The organism is Pseudomonas sp. NPDC089407 (genome assembly GCF_044900445.1).
In the GTDB taxonomy this organism is placed as follows: domain Bacteria; phylum Pseudomonadota; class Gammaproteobacteria; order Pseudomonadales; family Pseudomonadaceae; genus Aquipseudomonas.
On the sequence record NZ_JBJDNB010000012.1, the window covers coordinates 123,359 to 140,551 of the forward strand.

The 17,193-nt window shown below is 61.5% G+C and carries 17 protein-coding genes; 11 read left to right on the forward strand and 6 right to left on the reverse strand.

Annotation, left to right across the window (positions count from 1 at the left end; genetic code table 11):
- Window positions 1-74 precede the first annotated feature (74 nt).
- From ACI2KG_RS11965 to ACI2KG_RS12000, 8 genes are all read left to right on the forward strand, one after another.
- Window positions 75-572, forward strand: coding sequence for an MFS transporter (locus ACI2KG_RS11965; RefSeq protein ID WP_404662046.1), 498 nt, complete (start codon window positions 75-77; stop codon window positions 570-572).
- Between the two features lie 14 nt (window positions 573-586).
- A complete protein-coding gene (locus tag ACI2KG_RS11970) occupies window positions 587-1,360 on the forward strand; it encodes a class II glutamine amidotransferase (RefSeq protein WP_404662047.1) in 774 nt (257 codons plus the stop codon).
- Between the two features lie 9 nt (window positions 1,361-1,369).
- Window positions 1,370-1,891 carry a DUF2937 family protein gene (locus ACI2KG_RS11975; protein WP_404662048.1) on the forward strand — a complete coding sequence of 174 codons (522 nt, stop codon included), beginning with the start codon at window positions 1,370-1,372 and terminating at the stop codon, window positions 1,889-1,891.
- A gap of 220 nt (window positions 1,892-2,111) precedes the next feature.
- Complete coding sequence (locus tag ACI2KG_RS11980; RefSeq protein WP_404662049.1) at window positions 2,112-2,576, forward strand: REP-associated tyrosine transposase; 465 nt, start codon at window positions 2,112-2,114, stop codon at window positions 2,574-2,576.
- A 186-nt stretch (window positions 2,577-2,762) separates the two neighbouring features.
- The gene (locus ACI2KG_RS11985) at window positions 2,763-3,542 is read left to right on the forward strand and encodes a 5-oxoprolinase subunit PxpA (protein WP_404662050.1); all 780 of its coding nucleotides are present in this window, start codon (window positions 2,763-2,765) and stop codon (window positions 3,540-3,542) included.
- Entirely contained in the window at window positions 3,539-4,225 is a 687-nt protein-coding gene (gene pxpB, locus ACI2KG_RS11990) for a 5-oxoprolinase subunit PxpB (protein ID WP_404662051.1), read from the forward strand. The genes ACI2KG_RS11985 and pxpB overlap by 4 nt, the downstream gene beginning before the upstream one ends.
- Window positions 4,222-5,139 carry a biotin-dependent carboxyltransferase family protein gene (locus tag ACI2KG_RS11995; protein ID WP_404662052.1) on the forward strand — a complete coding sequence of 306 codons (918 nt, stop codon included), beginning with the start codon at window positions 4,222-4,224 and terminating at the stop codon, window positions 5,137-5,139. The genes pxpB and ACI2KG_RS11995 overlap by 4 nt, the downstream gene beginning before the upstream one ends.
- 395 nt (window positions 5,140-5,534) lie before the next feature.
- Window positions 5,535-6,248 carry an RHS repeat-associated core domain-containing protein gene (locus tag ACI2KG_RS12000; RefSeq protein ID WP_404662053.1) on the forward strand — a complete coding sequence of 238 codons (714 nt, stop codon included), beginning with the start codon at window positions 5,535-5,537 and terminating at the stop codon, window positions 6,246-6,248.
- Window positions 6,249-6,337: 89 nt separating this feature from the next.
- On the opposite strand, the gene ACI2KG_RS12005 is transcribed toward ACI2KG_RS12000, so the two are convergent.
- From ACI2KG_RS12005 to ACI2KG_RS12015, 3 genes are all read right to left on the reverse strand, one after another.
- Complete coding sequence (locus ACI2KG_RS12005) at window positions 6,338-7,516, reverse strand: VWA domain-containing protein (RefSeq protein ID WP_404662054.1); 1,179 nt, start codon at window positions 7,514-7,516, stop codon at window positions 6,338-6,340.
- Between the two features lie 13 nt (window positions 7,517-7,529).
- The gene (locus tag ACI2KG_RS12010) at window positions 7,530-8,375 is read right to left on the reverse strand and encodes an AAA family ATPase (protein ID WP_400613513.1); all 846 of its coding nucleotides are present in this window, start codon (window positions 8,373-8,375) and stop codon (window positions 7,530-7,532) included.
- Between the two features lie 215 nt (window positions 8,376-8,590).
- Window positions 8,591-9,664, reverse strand: coding sequence for a DUF748 domain-containing protein (locus tag ACI2KG_RS12015; RefSeq protein ID WP_404662055.1), 1,074 nt, complete (start codon window positions 9,662-9,664; stop codon window positions 8,591-8,593).
- A 133-nt stretch (window positions 9,665-9,797) separates the two neighbouring features.
- On the opposite strand from ACI2KG_RS12015, the gene cysK reads away from it, so the two are divergent.
- Window positions 9,798-10,772, forward strand: coding sequence for a cysteine synthase A (gene cysK, locus ACI2KG_RS12020; RefSeq protein ID WP_404662056.1), 975 nt, complete (start codon window positions 9,798-9,800; stop codon window positions 10,770-10,772).
- A gap of 172 nt (window positions 10,773-10,944) precedes the next feature.
- On the forward strand, window positions 10,945-11,880 hold the full coding sequence (locus ACI2KG_RS12025; RefSeq protein ID WP_404662057.1) for an aspartyl/asparaginyl beta-hydroxylase domain-containing protein: 936 nt from the start codon (window positions 10,945-10,947) through the stop codon (window positions 11,878-11,880).
- Window positions 11,881-11,938: 58 nt separating this feature from the next.
- On the opposite strand, the gene ACI2KG_RS12030 is transcribed toward ACI2KG_RS12025, so the two are convergent.
- The 3 genes from ACI2KG_RS12030 to azu form a co-directional block, all read right to left on the reverse strand.
- Complete coding sequence (locus ACI2KG_RS12030) at window positions 11,939-13,096, reverse strand: ATP-binding protein (RefSeq protein WP_404662058.1); 1,158 nt, start codon at window positions 13,094-13,096, stop codon at window positions 11,939-11,941.
- Window positions 13,097-13,250: 154 nt separating this feature from the next.
- A complete protein-coding gene (locus tag ACI2KG_RS12035) occupies window positions 13,251-14,903 on the reverse strand; it encodes a cyclic peptide export ABC transporter (protein ID WP_404662059.1) in 1,653 nt (550 codons plus the stop codon).
- Between the two features lie 34 nt (window positions 14,904-14,937).
- A complete protein-coding gene (gene azu / locus ACI2KG_RS12040; protein WP_404662060.1) occupies window positions 14,938-15,387 on the reverse strand; it encodes an azurin in 450 nt (149 codons plus the stop codon).
- A 182-nt stretch (window positions 15,388-15,569) separates the two neighbouring features.
- Between azu and ACI2KG_RS12045 the strand changes: the two genes are divergently transcribed.
- Window positions 15,570-16,553 carry a TauD/TfdA family dioxygenase gene (locus tag ACI2KG_RS12045; RefSeq protein WP_404662061.1) on the forward strand — a complete coding sequence of 328 codons (984 nt, stop codon included), beginning with the start codon at window positions 15,570-15,572 and terminating at the stop codon, window positions 16,551-16,553.
- The last annotated feature ends 640 nt before the right edge of the window (window positions 16,554-17,193 follow it).

Sequence of the window (17,193 nt, forward strand, 5' to 3'; positions counted from 1 at the left end):
GCGGGTGAACCCGCTCCTACAGCCCGGAAAAGTGTTTATCATAGGCAACTCTTTGCCTGGCTTGCACGAACACCATGATCGAGAACGACTACACCTTCGCCTGGGGCCTGTACGCAGTTGCGGCCTTGGGCTGCCTGCTGGTGGGCTTCAAGCTCACCGGCTGGATGTGGCGCTGGCTGCGCGAACCGCTGCGGGTGCTGCTGGCGGTGCTGCTGCTGACCCCGACCATCGTCGACCCGGTCAAGGAAAGCTTTGCCCCCGCCATTGCCATCACCGCCCTGGATGTCGCCTTCAAGGTCGGCAACAACGCCTGGCGCGCGGTGTCCGACTTTGCCATGTACGGCTTGATCGCTTTCGCCGTGTATTTCCTCTTCGTGCTGCTGCGCTGGCCGCTGGAAAAGCGCGCCCGCGAGCGCCGAGCGCAGGCTGATGCCGCCGCCCAGCGCCAGCTGGCCGAAGATGACCAGCTCGGCACCCAGGCGCCGCTGGCCGCCGAGCGCAGCGACCGTTACCGTGACGACCCGCCGCCAGCCGCCCCGCGTGGCAATGGCCGGGTCGAGCCCCGTCTGTAAGCGGAGACCCAGCCATGTGCGAACTGTTGGGCATGAGTGCCAACGTCCCTACCGACATCGTCTTCAGCTTCACCGGCCTGATGCAACGCGGTGGCCGTACCGGCCCGCACCGCGACGGCTGGGGTATCGGTTTCTACGAGGGGCGCGGCCTGCGCCTGTTCCAGGACCCGGCGGCCAGCAGCGAGTCGGAAGTGGCCAACCTGGTACAGCGCTACCCGATCAAAAGCGAAGTGGTCATAGGCCATATTCGCCAAGCCAACGTCGGCAAGGTGTGCCTGTCCAACACCCACCCGTTCGTGCGGGAAATGTGGGGCCGCAACTGGTGCTTCGCGCACAACGGCCAGCTGGGCGAGTTCAAGGGCCTGGCAAGTTTCTACCGGCCGGTGGGTGACACTGACAGCGAAGCGGCCTTCTGCGACCTGCTCAACCGCATCCGCAGTGCCCTCCCCGAGCCGGTGCCGGTGGAACAGCTGCTGCCGGTGCTGGTCGAAGCCTGTGCCGGCTACCGTGGCCAGGGTGTGTTCAATTGCATGCTCAGCGACGGTGACTGGTTGTTCTGCTTCTGTTCGACCAAGCTGGTGCACATTACCCGACGTGCACCGTTTGGTGCGGCGCGCTTGAAGGATGTCGACCTGATCGTCGATTTTCATACCGAAACCACCCCCAACGACGTGGTCACGGTGATTGCCACCGAGGCCCTGACCGAGAATGAGACCTGGCATCGCTATGAGCCGGGTCAATGGGCCTTGTGGCGGCACGGAGAGTGCACAGCGCACGGCCAGAGCTAAGGACGCTGCATGTTCAGAAGTTACCTGCGGTTGCTGCTGTTCACCTTCGGCCTGTTGGCCGGTATCCAGGTCCCGGGGCTGGTCAAGGACTACAGCCAGCGGGTCGAGGCACACCTGTTCGAGTCGCGGGAGGCGCTGGATGGCTTCCGGCAAACGGCCGAACGCTTCTTCAAGGGTGACCTTCAGGCATTGCTGCAGCACTATCGCAGCAGTGATGACCCGGTGTTCAACAGTGATGCCAACAGCATCGAAAGCCTGATGATCCGCAACGAACTGCTGGAAAACGAATGGCAGGCACTGCAAGGGTCATGGGTCGAGCGCACCTGGCATGTGCTGGTGCAGGCCGACCCGCAGCTGCGTGAAGAAACCCTGAACGCCTACAGCTACCAGATTCTGCTGGTGCCCGAGGCGGTTGGCTGGGGTGTTGGGGCTGGGTTTTTGCTGGCGTTTGTGGTCGAAAGCCTGTTGCTGGGGATTGGCTGGGTGATCCTCGGCGGGCGGCGCCGGGTGGTGAAAGAGAGCTGGCGCTGACGTTCGCCTTGAGCATTGCAGTGTCTGGGATATCGAGCGCCGCCCGCGCGGCGCATCGCGGATGAATCCGCTCCTACTTTTGTTGCAACGTGCCGAACCTGTTGCGCCATGGTCGCCTGCTTTGGCGCACGACATGAGCTCGGGACACATTTGCAAACCCTATCGTCCGAGCACCAATTGCAGGCAATTCTAAGCTGAGACGGGAATCGACAACTCATGGATGACCGTCAGGCTCAGCCCGAAAGGCTGCCTGCTGCGCCGCGGCAGGTGCTCAGAACCAGGCAGACTCTATATGCTCACTACCGTCACTCAGAACCGCTACCCGCTGTTCGACAATTTTCAGCGCGCCCGCATCGTGATTCGCCATCTGCGCATGGCAGAGCAGGAGAACAGCTGCCATTCACTGGCCTGGGTTGTCATGCCTGACCACGTACATTGGCTGATCGAACTGAAAGAGATAACGCTGAGCACACTGATGCGCCGCTTCAAAGCGAGGTCAAGCCACAGTTTGCGAAAGTCTGGAACCCTTACGGTCCCCGTCTGGCAAGCCGGTTATCACGACCGCGCTCTGCGCAGGGGAGAAGATGTAGTCAAGGCCGCCAGGTACATCATTGCCAACCCATTGAGAGCCGGATTGGTGACCAGAATCGGTGACTATCCGCATTGGGATGCAATCTGGATCTGATCCCCAAGGCTGACAACCATGGCCTGACAGGTTTGGCACGTTGCAACAAATGTAGGAGCGGATTCATCCGCGATGCGCCGCGCGGGCGGCGCTCGATCTCACAGGCGCGGAAAACCTAACGGCGAACAGCTACGAAGCCTGCCGGAAACCCGCGGCAAACAATTGCAGGCGCGGTAAGGTAGGCATATGGAGAACAACAACGGAGGCCGCGTGGTGGAACGCCTGCTACTCAATTGCGACATGGGCGAGAGTTTCGGCAGCTGGCGCATGGGCCTGGATGCCGAGGTCATGCCCTACATCGACTGCGCCAACATTGCCTGCGGCTACCACGCTGGCGACCCCGGCATCATGCGCCGCACCGTGGCGCTGGCGCTGGAACACGGGGTAACCATCGGTGCGCACCCGGCCTACCCGGACCTGGTCGGCTTCGGCCGCCGCTCCATGGCCTGCAGCGCGGAAGAAATCCGCGACCTGCTGCACTACCAGATCGGTGCGCTGGATGGCATCTGCAAGGTACTGGGTGGCCGTGTGGCCTACGTGAAACCCCATGGCGCGCTGTACAACGACATGATGGCCGACCCGCTCAAGCTGCGTACCGTGCTGGAGGCTGTAGCGGCCTACGACAGCAACCTGCCGCTGATGCTGATGGCCACTGCCGACAACCGCGCCGCCCAGGCGCTGGGTGATGAAATCGGTGTGCCGCTGTGGTTCGAGGCGTTCGCTGACCGCGCCTATACCGCCAGCGGCCACCTGGTGTCGCGGCGGCTGCCCGGCGCGGTGCACCACGACCCGGCGCTGGTGGTGGAGCAGGCCGTGCGACTGGCCCGTGGCGACACGCTGGTGGCGGACGATGGCAGTGCCTTGAAACTGGCGGCCAGCACCCTGTGCGTGCATGGCGACAACGACAGTTCGGTGGCCGCGGTGCGGCAGATTCGTCAGGCCCTCGATGCGCTGGAGGCGAGATGAAACCGCGCATCGAAGTGGTAGCCATCGACAGCCTGATGGTGCGCCTGTTCGAATGCATCGACGAGGCCAACATGCCGTGGATGCTCGCCGCTAGCCAGCGCCTGCGCGCGGTGTTCGGCGAGCACTTGCTGGACCTGGTGCCGTCCTACACCACGCTGATGGTGCACTTCGACCTGCCGCCGGGCGAGGCGAGGGCGCTGATCGCCCGGGCGTTGGACGGTTTGCAGCCAGACACTGGCAGTGGCGGCCGCCGCCATGAGATCCCGGTGTGGTACGACGCCAGTGTCGGCCCGGAACTGCCGGTGCTGGCCGCCCGCAGCGGGTTGAGCGAGGCCGAGGTAATCCACCTGCACAGCGAACGCGAATACCCCGTGTTTGCCCTGGGCTTCGCCCCCGGTTTCGGCTTCATGGGCCTGGTTGATGAACGCCTGGCCAGCCCGCGCCTGAGCACGCCGCGCAAGCGGGTGGCGGCTGGCAGCGTCGGCATTGCCGAGCGCCAGACGGCAGCGTATCCGGCAGTATCGCCGGGCGGCTGGAACCTGATCGGCCGTACCCCGGTGCGGCTGTTCGACCGTGAACGTGATGGCTACAGCCTGCTGCAACCGGGTGACCGAGTGCGTTTCGTGGCGGTTTCGCACAGCGAATTCCTGGCCCTGGGCGGTGATGTGGAGGCGCAAGGATGAAGCAGTTGCAGATCGAGGCCGGTACCCCGCTGTGCCAGTTGCAGGATGCCGGGCGCTTCGGCGTGCGCCACCTGGGCGTGACCCAGGGCGGGGCGCTGGACTGGGTGGCGATGCACTGGGCCAACTGGCTGTTGGGTAACCCGTTGGGTGCGCCGGTGGTTGAGGTGGCGCTGGGTGGTTTCTGCGTGGTGGCTGAACAGGACTGTGTGCTGGCCTTGGCGGGTGCCGACCTGGATGCGCGGGTTGATGATCAGCCGGTCGCGCCCTGGCGCAGTTTTGCGCTGGGTAAAGGGCAGCGGTTGACCCTCAAGCAGCCAAAGCAGGGCGTGCGGGCGTACCTGGCGGCACCAGGCGGGTTTCAAGGCGAGGATGTGCTGGGTAGCTGTGCCACCGTGGTGCGCGAAGACCTGGGCGGTATCGATGGCCGTGGTGCTGCGCTTGGTAAAGGCCAGGCGCTGGCTTTTGCAGGTGCTTCGGCAAGCTTGCGCGAGGTGCCGCAAGCGCTGTGTCCAGCGTACGCACAAAAGCCCGTGCTCGACCTGGTGATGGGCGCGCAGATCGGTGATTTCAGCGGTACCAGCCTGTTCAAGGCATTCAACAGTGACTGGACGTTCGACACCCGGGCTGATCGCATGGGCATCCGCCTGTTGGGGCCGCAGCTGGTTTATCAGGGCGCGCCGATGATTTCCGAAGGGATTCCGCTGGGTGCGGTGCAGGTGCCGCCGGATGGGCAGCCGATCGTGTTGTTGAATGACCGGCAGACCATTGGTGGTTATCCGCGGTTGGGGGCGTTGACGCCATTGGCGTTGGCGCAGCTAGCGCAATGCATGCCGGGGGCTGCCGTGCGGTTCAGGGCGGTGGTGCAGGATGAGGCGTGGCGGGAGCAGCAGCGTTACCTGGAACGTTGGTTGTAAGGCTGCTGGCCTATTCGCGGGTGAACCCGCTCCTACACAGGACGGCGCCGGTCTAGGCCTGTGAAATCCCTTGTAGGAGCGGGTTCACCCGCGAAAGGGCCGGCACAGGCACCCTCACTTTGACAGGTAACTTATTGCATCTTCCGTATTCGCTAGAGCCCACAGATACAGTTTGTTTAGAGCTATAGCTCGCGGTAGTTGTTCTGATGTCATCTGAGCCTACCCTTGGCTGCAGTTGCCGCAAGCGCTTAAATAATGGTCAGGTTACGTGTGCCTGGTAATTCTGCTAGTTGATTAATGTGGGGCGCTAACTATCCTGTTGAGTGGAGGCCGTTAGGCTTGTTTTGTAAGCCCGTCTTGATTTTGGGTGGGCTAAAAAATGATAAGGTGTCCACATGAATTACACACCGTATGGGTACTCTTCATCGCGGCTGACTGAATATTCTGCGCTTGGGTATGATGGCGAACGTATTGATAGAATATCGGGTTGCTATCCGCTCGGCGCAGGGATACGCTCTTACAGTCCTGCCCTGATGAGATTTACATCGTCAGACTCTTCAAGCCCTTTTGGCGATGGGGGAATCAACGGTTACGGATATTGTGGTGCTGATCCAGTCAACTACAAAGACCCGACAGGCAAGACTCGAGTGCCCAGTCAAATTAAGGCGGGAAGGGGGCGTTCTCTAAAACTCACCTGGAATGAAACAAAGGTTAAACTTAACCAATCCAGCCCCGGCGAGCTTGTGGGGCTTGTTAAGCGCTCACCGGATTATGTTCTGCATATTGAAGCGGCTGAGGCGGCAAATGTGCTTAATCATATTGAAACGTTGAGGCATAATCCGCGAGCCGAGACGCCGCTGGGGCTATTTGCCTTTAGTCGACAAGTATTTGAAGATGCGCGCTCGCTGCATGTTGGTATGTATTCTAAAATTCAGTCGCACTTGCAAGCGCCTTCGCCGGAGCAAAGACGGCGCCTGGAGTGGCAGCTATACAGTTGGAGAAATATGATTCAGTTTGAGGGTGAGCGCGCTCAAATTCGCATCAAGTCGGTTGCTAGAAAGCTGCTTACTCCCCTACAGGAAGACATTCAATCGTGGCGTGGTCAGTAATTGTGACAGAAATCAGGTCGCTTCGCTGTCAACAATTTGAACCCTACGGGCGCCTACGATAACCAGTTCGTATGCAGCCCGCAGTTACGTCACTTGGACAGGTAACGCATCCCTTCCTCCAACCCTTGCAAGGTCAGCGGGTACATCTTGTCCTCGATCAAATCCCGCACCAGGTGGGTCGAAGCGGTGTAGTCCCAGGCCTGCTTCGGATACGGGTTGATCCAGATGATCTTCCTGAATTTCTCCATGAAGCGCTGTATCCACACATACCCGGCTTCTTCGTTCCAGTGCTCCACGCTACCACCGGGCTGGGTGATCTCGTAGGGCGCCATGGCCGCATCGCCGACGAACACCACTTTGTAGTCGTCGCCGTACTTGTGCAGCAGGTCGAAGGTGGAATAGCGCTCCGAAGTGCGGCGCAGGTTGTTCTTCCACACCGACTCGTACACGCAGTTGTGGAAGTAGTAATACTCCAGGTGCTTGAACTCGGTCTTGCAGGCCGAAAACAGCTCTTCGCAGACCTTGATGTGGGCATCCATCGAGCCGCCGATGTCGAACAGCAACAGCAGCTTCACTGTGTTGCGCCGCTCGGGGCGCATCTGGATGTTCAGCAGCCCGGCATCGCGTGCGGTGTGGTCGATGGTACCGTCGATGTCCAGCTCCTCGGCGGCGCCTTCACGGGCGAACTTGCGCAGCCGGCGCAATGCCAGCTTGATGTTGCGCGTGCCCAGTTCGACCTGGTCGTCGAGGTTCTTGTACTCGCGCTGGTCCCACACCTTCACCGCCTTGCCCTGGCGCTTGCCGGCTTCGCCGACGCGGATGCCCTCGGGGTTGAAACCGCCCGAGCCGAACGGGCTGGTGCCGCCGGTGCCGATCCACTTGTTGCCGCCGGCGTGGCGTTCCTTCTGCTCTTCGAGGCGTTTCTTGAACGCCTCGATCAGCTTGTCCAGGCCGCCCAGCGACTGGATCTGTGCGCGCTCTTCGTCCGTCAGCGAGCGCTCGAACTCCTTGCGCAGCCAGTCTTCCGGGATCAGGGCCTCGATGTGCCGGTCGAGGTTTTCCAGGCCCTTGAAGTAGGCAGCGAAGGCACGGTCGAACTTGTCGAAGTGGCGTTCGTCCTTTACCAGAATGGCACGGGCGAGGTAATAGAACGCGTCCATGTCGGCGAACACCACGCGCTTTTGCAGGGCGTGATGCAGGTCGAGCAGTTCACGCACCGACACCGGCACCTTGGCCGCGCGCATTTCATTGAACAGGTTGAGCAGCATGGCCCGGCTCCTGTCAGCGGTTGCCGCGCCGGCTCATGAAGGCCAGGCGCTCAAGCAGTTGTACGTCCTGCTCGTTCTTCACCAGCGCACCGGCCAGCGGCGGGATAGCCTTGGTCGGGTCGCGTTCGCGCAGCACGGCCTCGCCGATCTGGTCAGCCATCAGCAGCTTCAGCCAGTCGACCAGTTCAGAGGTTGACGGCTTTTTCTTAAGGCCCGGCACCTTGCGCACGTCGAAGAACACGTCCAGCGCCTCGCTGACCAGCGACTGGCTGATGTTCGGGTAGTGCACGTCGACGATCTGCTGCAGGGTGCCGCGGTCGGGGAAGGCGATGTAATGGAAGAAGCAGCGGCGCAGGAAGGCGTCCGGCAGCTCTTTTTCGTTGTTGGAGGTAATGATGATGATCGGCCGCTGCTTCGCCTTGATGGTTTCGTCGATTTCGTAGACGTAGAACTCCATCTTGTCGAGCTCTTGCAGCAGGTCGTTGGGGAACTCGATGTCGGCCTTGTCGATTTCGTCGATCAGCAGGATGACCCGCTCTTCAGCCTCGAAGGCTTCCCACAGCTTGCCTTTTTTCAGGTAGTTGCGCACATCGTGGACCTTGTCCACGCCCAGCTGCGAGTCGCGCAGGCGGCTGACTGCGTCGTACTCGTAGAGGCCTTGGTGGGCCTTGGTGGTGGACTTGATGTGCCAGGTAATCAGGCGCGCGCCGAACGAAGCCGCCAGCTGCTCGGCGAGCATGGTCTTGCCGGTGCCAGGTTCGCCCTTGACCAGCAGCGGGCGTTCGAGGGTGATGGCCGCGTTTACTGCCAGTTTCAGGTCGTCTGTGGCGACGTAGTCGCGGGTGCCTTCGAACTTCATGGGTTTGTCCTCTGCCGTAAGCCTGCTCGGGCCTAATCGCGGGTGAACCCGCTCCTACACAGGGATCGCAATCCCCTTGTAGGAGCGGGTTTACCCGCGAAAGGGCCAGTACAGGCGACACATGTGTTTATAAGTTGTTACCGACTATAACGCGGGCCCAGGCAGCTGCAAACGCAGACCGGGTATTCAGTCCCTGAATGCCCCGTCACGCCCGCTCAGTCAGACTTCGGCGCCGGTTGCTCATAACGTGCATTGAACGCCTGGATAAACCCGTTGCGCAGAATCTGCAAAAACGCCTCGAAGGCGCTGATGTTCTGCTTGTGCACGCTGCCGCTGAGTTCCACCCGGGTAGCGAACTGGTTTTTCGGCTGGTTTTTCAGCACCGTTTCGGTCGCCCCGACCACCGCTTCCCAGATTGAACGGAAAAAGCCCTTGTCTTTCTCCTGCACGTCCTGCTGCCAGTCGAACACATCGACATCGCGCAGCAGTGGCTTGATGTAGCCGTTCAGCCGACCATTCTCCGCCTGCGCCTCGATTACCACGTCGCCGTGCCCGGCGTTGAAGTCAAACTTGCCATAGGCGCTGGCAAAATCATTCAACCTGCGCAGCTGGATACCGGTAGCGCGCAGGCGAAACTCGAAGTCGTCAAAGTCGCTGAACGGGTCGAACGTGGCGCGGCTTTCCACCTTGGCGTCGCCGGCGATCAGCGCGGTGCCGTCGAAACTGGCGTCGCGTCGGCCTTTTTCGTCGCGGATGTTGGTGAGGTTGCGAATGTTTGCCTGCAGGCGGGTGGCCTTGAGGTCGACCGGCGGTTTGGAGTTGAAGTTGCGGAAAGTGAGCACGCCATTGTCGATGCGCACATCGTTGAGGGTGATGGGCAGAAGCTTTTCCAGTTGCTGGCGCCAGTCGGTCCCTTGGCCGGTCTGGGAATTCTGCTTGTTGCCGCCATCGACAAAGTTGAGCTCAGGGCGGTCGAAGACCACTTCGGCGACCACTGCGCGGTCATACCACAAGGCGTGCCAGCTGACCGACAGGTCTATCAGCGGCGCATCCAGAAATGGCACCGGCACCTTGCCCGTGGTCTTGACGATCTTCAGCCCGTTGATCTTGTAGGCGCCACGCCACCAGGCCAGGTCTACATCAGTAATCTGGCCTCGGTAGTCGCCCATGTCGGCAAGCTTGTCATTCAGGTAATCTCGCACCAGGTAGGGCAGGGCCAGGTGCAGCGCCACCAGCAGCGCCACCAGGCTGCCCAGGCCGATCAACGGCCAGCGGTAACGGGCTTTCATCAGCGGGTCTCCAATGCGGGATGTTTGGTTGACCGCAACGGGGCCGGCCGAGTTCGAACAGGCTTTACTGGCCACTGGCCGAGGCTTACCCTTGAGGTCTTTCCTGCTTGTTTTCATGCCAAGGACCCCTGCCATGAGCCGTATCTTTGCAGACAATGCCCACTCCATCGGCAATACGCCGCTGGTGCAGATCAACCGTATCGCCCCGCGCGGCGTGACTATCCTGGCCAAGATTGAAGGGCGTAACCCGGGTTACTCGGTCAAGTGCCGCATTGGCGCGAACATGGTCTGGGAGGCCGAAAGCAGCGGCAAGCTCAAGCCAGGCATGACCATTGTCGAGCCCACTTCGGGCAACACCGGCATCGGCCTGGCCTTCGTCGCCGCCGCCCGTGGCTACAAGCTGATGCTGACCATGCCTGCGTCGATGAGCCTGGAACGCCGCAAGGTGCTGAAGGCGCTGGGCGCCGAGCTGGTGCTGACCGAGCCGGCCAAGGGCATGAAGGGCGCCATCGAGAAGGCCAGCGAAATTGTCGCCTCCGACCCGGCCCAGTTCTTCCTGCCGGGCCAGTTCGAAAACCCGGCCAACCCGGCCATCCACGAAAAAACCACCGGTCCGGAAATCTGGAACGACACCGACGGCGCGGTCGATGTGCTGGTCGCGGGCGTTGGCACCGGCGGTACCATCACCGGTGTGTCGCGGTACATCAAGCATACCCAAGGCAAGGCGATCACTTCGGTGGCCGTAGAACCGGCCGCGTCGCCACTGATTACCCAGACCCTGGCCGGAGAAGAACTCCAGCCAAGCCCGCACAAGATCCAGGGCATCGGAGCCGGCTTTGTGCCGAAAAACCTCGACTTGTCGGTTGTCGACCAGGTCGTGACGGTGACCGACGAAGAGTCCAAGGCCATGGCCATTCGCCTGATGCAGGAGGAGGGCATTCTGTGCGGTATTTCCTGTGGCGCGGCCATGGCAGCAGCCGTGCGCCTGGCAGAAAAGCCAGAAATGCAGGGTAAGACCATCGTCGTAATCCTGCCCGATTCGGGCGAGCGCTACCTGTCGAGCATGCTGTTCAGCGACCTGTTCAGCGAGCAGGAAAACCAGCAGTAATCAGCCTTGCCGCTGATTCGGCGCAATGTTCGGCGGCCTGGTTTATTGCAAAATCTTCATGAATGCGATCCCGCCCGGGTTGTTTGTACCGCGGCGGGATCGGTTTATGATGGCAGGATGATTTTCAGGAGAGCAGGCCGCGCAGCCCTGTCTCTTCCCCAAGGAGTGACGCATGACCTTATCCTTTGCAGCCAAGGCGGGTGTCTTGCTGGTGTTTTTCGGCAGCGTGCTGTTTGTGCACCTGCGCGGCAAGGCACGCCTGCCGGTGTTGCGCCAGTTCGTCAACCATTCGGCGTTGTTCGCCCCCTATAACGCCTTGATGTACCTGTTTTCCGGCGTGCCGTCCAAGCCTTACCTGGACCGCCAGCGCTTCCCTGAGCTGGACGTGCTGAAAGACAACTGGCAGGAAATCCGCGAGGAGGCCATGCGCCTGTTCGACGAGGGCTATATTCGCGCTGCCGAAAAGGACAACGACGCCGGCTTCGGTTCGTTCTTCAAGAAGGGCTGGAAGCGTTTTTACCTGAAATGGTACGACAAGCCGCTGCCTTCGGCCGAAGCCCTGTGCCCGCGCACGGTCGAGCTGGTCAGCAGCATCCCCAACGTCAAGGGCGCGATGTTCGCCCTGTTGCCCGGTGGCAGCCACCTGAACCCGCACCGCGACCCGTTCGCCGGTTCGCTGCGCTATCACCTGGGCCTGTCCACGCCGAACTCCGATGCCTGCCGCATCTACGTCGACGGTGAGCAATACGCCTGGCGTGACGGTGAAGACGTCATGTTCGACGAAACCTACGTGCATTGGGTGAAGAACGAGACCGACGTGACCCGGGTGATCCTGTTCTGCGACATCGAACGGCCGCTGAGCAGCCCGCTGATGACCCGCATCAACCGCAAGGTCAGTGCTTTCCTCGGCCGCGCCACCGCGCCGCAGAACACCGATGACGAGCGCGTGGGCGGGATCAACCAGGCGTATGCCTGGAGCAAGCGCTTCAGCAATAAAATCAGCACCCGCGTGAAGCAGTTCAAGCGCGCCAACCCCAAGGCCTACCGCGTGCTCCGGCCGGTGTTGGCGGTGGTGGTTGCTTATGCGTTGTATCGCTGGTTGTTCTGATTGCACTTTGCGCATGGCGCCAGGTTGGCCTGGCGCTTATGCGGTGATGCATAGCTGCTCAGGCAAGGCCCTCCAGCAATCCATCGGCCCGCACCAGGTCGACAATTACTTGTTCATCTACCGCGTACACCCCTCGCGAGGCTTTCCACACCAGGTGCTTGTCCTGTAAGGCGATAAGTGCCTGCTGTACCCCCGGTACTTCGGCCTTTATTTCGTTTGCCTCCACGCCAGCCTGCTCCATCGCCTTGGCGTAGAGGGCAAGGGTTGGGGCCTCGAACGGCGCATAGTCGTTACCCTTCAGACACATCACGCGCAAAACTGCAGACTGTATAGGGGTAAGGCTGTGGATCACTTTTTTCAGGCTTGCGTTCAAGTCCTTGGCTTGTGCCCGTACAAGCTCGCTAAACCGCGCGGGAACGGCATTGGGCTCGATGCTGAAGTCGAAGCGGATCTCATCCGCCGCCGCGCCCAGCAGTTCTGGCCGGTAGCCGCTCTCCTTGAACAGCTGGAACACCTCCGCAGGATCGAGTGTAGACGGTAGATCGATATTGGCGCAAAGCCAGTCGATGAAGTCTTGGTCCAGGGTCGGGAACTGCACCATGGAGGCACCAAAGAACGCCTGATCCTTGCTGTTGCGCAACATGGCAAGCTTGTCGCGGTTTGAACCTGTGCAGACGATGCGCAGGCCATGATGCTTCGAGCTGTTGAGCTCGTCCCTGGCGGCCTTGAGTGCAAAAAGCGCTGCTATCCCTTGCTCGGTGGTAATGGCGTGCTGTGCTTCGTCGATGATCAGCACAATGATCCGGCGGGATTCATCCGAAAGCGCCACCAATGCGGATGTCAGGTCAATGGCGTGCCCCAGCCCGATCTTGTCCAGGCTGAAGTGCATGCCACCGACAGTGACCTTGTCCATACCGGAAGACTTGGCAAGCCGGGTGATAAAGCCTTCGTTACGGCCAACCGCCTCGCGTACCGCTTCCACGATGACCTGGCCCGGGTCTTTGGTCAGGTCTTTCCATAGGTCGGCATACAGCACGATGGCCTCTGCCTTTTCCAGGGCAGGGCGCAGGTCTTCGCGGGCAAAGGTAGATTTACCGGTGCGCCGCGGTGCTGCGAGGAAAACGCCAGAGCTTGCTGCACTGCCCACGGCGACCTGCAAAATCAGCTGTGACAGACGGGACGCGAGGGCTGGGCGGTGATAAACCGTTTCGGCCATTACTGCTTCTCCATTCGACTTTATAGCCAATTATAGATCAATTATAGGGCTATTATAGATCTCAGAAGAGCGGTGATTTATAGGTAATTATAGAGCGATTATAGAGTCATTATAGATCGCCATTGGACGGGGGCAGCCATGCCCCCTTGGCCTGTCAAACCGGCTCCATCGCCTCCACCACCTTCCCCCGGCTCAGATGCACTACCTTGTCCGCCGTATCGAAGTACCGGTCATCATGCGAAATCACGATGATGGTCTTGCCCATGCGCTTCAGGTCCGGCAACAGCTCGGTGTAGAACACCCGGCGGAAGGTCGGGTCCTGGTCTGCCGCCCATTCGTCGAACACCAGCACCGGCCGGCCGTCCAGCCAGGCATTGACCAGCGCCAGGCGCTTGCGCTGGCCGGTCGACAGGTCGGTGGTGGAAAAGGCGCCGTCGCGCACGCTGACCTTGTGGGCAATCTCCAGCCGTTCCAGGTAGCGCGTGGCATCGCTCGGCAGCGCGTGTTCATGCTCGGGCAGGTCGTCGAACAGGTAGTAGTCGGCAAACACCGTAGTGAACAGCTGGCGATAGTCATCCAGCCCCTGCGGCCCGACGGCTTTGCCATTCAGGCGCACTTCGCCGCGTTGCGGGGTGTACAGGCCCAGCAGCAACTTGATCAGCGAAGTCTTGCCGCAGCCGTTTTCACCGACGATGAACAAAATTTCGCCTGGCTCGATGCTCAGGTTCACCGGCCCCACGCGGAACGGCTCGTTGCCGTCCACCGGCGGGTAGGCGTACTCGACGTTGTGCAGTTCCAGGTGCGCGCTGGTCGGGGCCGCACGTTTGACCGGTGGCTCCAGCAACAGGTGCGGTTCAGGCGAGGAAAAGCGTTCGGACAGGTCGGCAATGCGGCGGAACGCCACCTGGGCGCGGCCGAGGATCGGCAAGTTGCCGATCAGCGTTTCCAGTGGGCCTTTCATGTACAGCAGCACCAGCACGAAGCCGCTCATCACTGCCGGGTCGTTGCTGGGCCACAGCGACTGCAGGGCCAGGGTCAGGCCAATGACCACGAAGAACAGCATCGAGCCCAGGCTCTTGGCCGCCACGAAGATGTTGATGGCGCGGATATGGGTGTTGGCGATGAAGTCGGCAGTCCCCTGGATATTGCGCGTCAGCATGGCGTGGCGGCGGCGGCGGTCGATGCGCAGCTCCTTGGCGCCTTCGGCAATGGCTGAATAGTGCTTTTGCAGGTTGTCTTCGGCATCGCGCGCGGCGTTGAAGCCGGCGACGCCTTTTTGCCGGGCGATGTACTGGATGCCGCTGCCGATACCGATGGCGACCAGGGTGATAAGGAAGATCGGCCACGACAGCCAGGCCAGGTAGGCCATGCAGCCGGTCACCGTGGTCAGCGAGATGGCCAGCGGGGCGAAGGCGAAGGCGAAGTCGCTGATGGTGTCGACGTCGCGGGTCAATACCGGGATCAGCCGGTGGGTACGGTAGCGCTCGATCTGCTCGATCGGCGCCGACAGCACCTTGGCACCCAGGTCCTGGCGCAGCCGGGCGATGACTTTCTGGCCAACGTAGTTGGTGCCGCTGTCGGCTGCCACGCTGCTGACCAGGGCCAGCACGCACAGGCCGGCAAAGGCCAGGATGACGCCCTGGCTCATGCCGCCTTCGGCATGCAGGCCCTGGTTGACGGTGGCCAGCAGGGCGGTTACGGCCAGGCCGCCGACCATGCCCAGCAGCACCGAGACAATGACCGCCGGGCGGTAGGGTTTGAGCAGGCCCAGCAATTCGCGGATGGCCCCGGGGGAAGAGGTTTTCATGAAGCGTGATCTCGCTTGTGGGGTAGGGGCGTGGTCAGCTGCCGAGGGTCAGGGTGCCTTTCATCAAGGTGCTGTGGAACGGGAACGAGCAGTAGAAGCTGTAGTCGGTACCGGCCTTCAGTTGTTGGGTGTCGAGGGTTACGCTGTCCTGTTCGCCGCCGCCGATCAGGCGGGTGTGGGCGATTACCCGGGTGTCGCCGGGCTTGACGTAGTCCTGCGCCTCGCCGGCCTTCTGGCCGTCATCCAGCACACCCTGCATGTCGGCCTGGGTACTCAGTACCCAGTTGTGGCCCATCACGTTTTTCGGCATGTCGCCGGGGTGGGTGAGGGTGACGGTGAATTGGCTGCAGGCCTTGGGCACGTTGATGGCGGTTTTGTCGAAGGTCATCTGGTCGGTGCCGTGGATTTCCACGGCGCATTGCTCTGCCGACCAGGCGGCCGGAGCCGCGGCGAACAGGGCGAGGAGCAGAAGCTGGCGAGTCATGTACGGTTCCTGGGCGATAAAAGGGGGCACATCGTTCAGACGAACCGGCGCGCGCTGGCTTTACCTGGTGTGTGCGGGGCTGGTGAATTTCCCGCAGGCCCGCTCGTTCATGTAGTCAGGCGCTGCCATGGCGCACATCCCGTTTTCGCCGCCAACGCGGCCCTGGCTTGAGGTGACCGTACATGAGTGAACTGCTGAGCTTTGCCATCGAACCGCTGGACGCCGCGCGCGGCAACCTGCCGCTGCTGGTGCGTGCGCCGGAGCCGGGGGTCGACCTGCTGGAAGCCTTTGCCGAACTGCAGCCACTGGTCGACCGGCACCTGTTGCAGGCGGGTGGCATCCTGTTCCGCGGCTTTGAAGTGGCGGGTGCCGAAGCCTTCCGCCAGTTCGCCGCCTCGTTCGGCCACCCGTTGCTCAACTACGAGTTCGGCTCTACCCCGCGCAGCAACGTGACCAAAGGCGTGTACACCTCCACCGAGTACCCGGCGCACCAGAGTATCCCGTTGCACAACGAGCAGGCGTATACCCTGGAATGGCCGATGAAGATCTGGTTCTACAGCGTGATCCCCGCCGAAACAGGTGGCGAAACGCCAATTGCCGACAGCCGCGAGGTGTACCGGCGCATGCCGGCGCGCATTCGTGAACGGCTGGTGGATAAGGGGTTGATGTACGTGCGCAACTACGGCAATGGCCTGGATGTGGAGTGGTCGCAAGTGTTCAACACCGAAGACCCGCGCCAGGTCGAAGCGTATTGCCGGGCGCATGCCATCGAGTGCATCTGGAAGGACGACGGCGAGCTGCGCACCCGCCAGCGCTGCCAGGTGGTGTCACGCCACCCGGTGACCGGCGATGACGTGTGGTTCAACCAGGCCCACCTGTTCCATGTGTCCAACCTGCAGCCGGAGGTGCGTGAGTCGCTGATGGACATTGTCGAGGAAGAGGACCTGCCGCGTAACGTGTACTACGGCGACGGTTCGACCATCGAGGACGCGTTGCTCGATGAAGTGCGCGGGGTGCTGGATGAATGCACCATCAGTTTTCCGTGGCTGGCGAATGATGTGTTGATGCTCGACAACATGCTGGCGGCGCATGCGCGGTCGCCGTTTACCGGCAAGCGCAAGGTGGTGGTGGCGATGGCGCAGGGGTATAGCGAGGGGTTGGGCTGATTTGGGAGTGGGGGCTGCCCTGTGCCTGCCTTGAGAGGTGTAGCGCTTGTGAGATCGAGCGCCGCCCGCGCGGCGCTTCGCGGGACAAGTCGGATCGCCGCACCGCCGCTCCCACATCTGTTTCGGGCCAATTATTCCTGTGCCAGGTGGGGTGCAGCCTTGGCGCATGGCTGGAGGTTGATGAAGAGTAGTGGCGCCCCTTCGATATTGAAGGGGACAAACAAGGCGGACAGAGGTGACTTAACAGGATGGACTGGCCCGAAACAGATGTGGGAGCGGCGGTGCGGCGATCCGACTTGTCCCGCGAAGCGCCGCACGGGCGGCGCTCGATCTCACAGCGCTGAAGATGTTGTGGCGAACACCTGCCAGCCCTGATGCATTCCCCCGACAAGCCCCCGCAACCTACATCAATTCCAGACTATTCCTACGCCTCAGCACTGGCAACTCCACCCCCTGCGAAATACCCTACAACCTCTGTCGACCCGCGTCTGATTGTTCCTGCAAATCCCGCCCTCTAGGCTTTACCTGTCGCTGACGGTTCAGCGATCGGGTGTGGAAACCTGGCAAGACATATGATGATTGTTGACACGACAGCTGTACGCGGGAGGCTCTCGGGCCTACCGGGTTCATCATATGCCTG

Coding starts and splice junctions, on each gene's coding strand:
- ACI2KG_RS12025 (WP_404662057.1), top strand. CDS start 10,945: ATGACCTTATCCTTTGCAGCCAAGGCGGGTGTCTTGCTGGTGTTTTTC.
- ACI2KG_RS12000 (WP_404662053.1), top strand. CDS start 5,535: ATGAATTACACACCGTATGGGTACTCTTCATCGCGGCTGACTGAATAT.
- ACI2KG_RS11985 (WP_404662050.1), top strand. CDS start 2,763: ATGGAGAACAACAACGGAGGCCGCGTGGTGGAACGCCTGCTACTCAAT.
- pxpB (WP_404662051.1), top strand. CDS start 3,539: ATGAAACCGCGCATCGAAGTGGTAGCCATCGACAGCCTGATGGTGCGC.
- ACI2KG_RS12035 (WP_404662059.1), bottom strand. CDS start 14,903: ATGAAAACCTCTTCCCCCGGGGCCATCCGCGAATTGCTGGGCCTGCTC.
- ACI2KG_RS12030 (WP_404662058.1), bottom strand. CDS start 13,096: ATGGCCGAAACGGTTTATCACCGCCCAGCCCTCGCGTCCCGTCTGTCA.
- ACI2KG_RS12045 (WP_404662061.1), top strand. CDS start 15,570: ATGAGTGAACTGCTGAGCTTTGCCATCGAACCGCTGGACGCCGCGCGC.
- ACI2KG_RS11980 (WP_404662049.1), top strand. CDS start 2,112: ATGACCGTCAGGCTCAGCCCGAAAGGCTGCCTGCTGCGCCGCGGCAGG.
- ACI2KG_RS12010 (WP_400613513.1), bottom strand. CDS start 8,375: ATGAAGTTCGAAGGCACCCGCGACTACGTCGCCACAGACGACCTGAAA.
- ACI2KG_RS11970 (WP_404662047.1), top strand. CDS start 587: ATGTGCGAACTGTTGGGCATGAGTGCCAACGTCCCTACCGACATCGTC.
- cysK (WP_404662056.1), top strand. CDS start 9,798: ATGAGCCGTATCTTTGCAGACAATGCCCACTCCATCGGCAATACGCCG.
- ACI2KG_RS12015 (WP_404662055.1), bottom strand. CDS start 9,664: ATGAAAGCCCGTTACCGCTGGCCGTTGATCGGCCTGGGCAGCCTGGTG.
- ACI2KG_RS11965 (WP_404662046.1), top strand. CDS start 75: ATGATCGAGAACGACTACACCTTCGCCTGGGGCCTGTACGCAGTTGCG.
- ACI2KG_RS11975 (WP_404662048.1), top strand. CDS start 1,370: ATGTTCAGAAGTTACCTGCGGTTGCTGCTGTTCACCTTCGGCCTGTTG.
- ACI2KG_RS11995 (WP_404662052.1), top strand. CDS start 4,222: ATGAAGCAGTTGCAGATCGAGGCCGGTACCCCGCTGTGCCAGTTGCAG.
- ACI2KG_RS12005 (WP_404662054.1), bottom strand. CDS start 7,516: ATGCTGCTCAACCTGTTCAATGAAATGCGCGCGGCCAAGGTGCCGGTG.
- azu (WP_404662060.1), bottom strand. CDS start 15,387: ATGACTCGCCAGCTTCTGCTCCTCGCCCTGTTCGCCGCGGCTCCGGCC.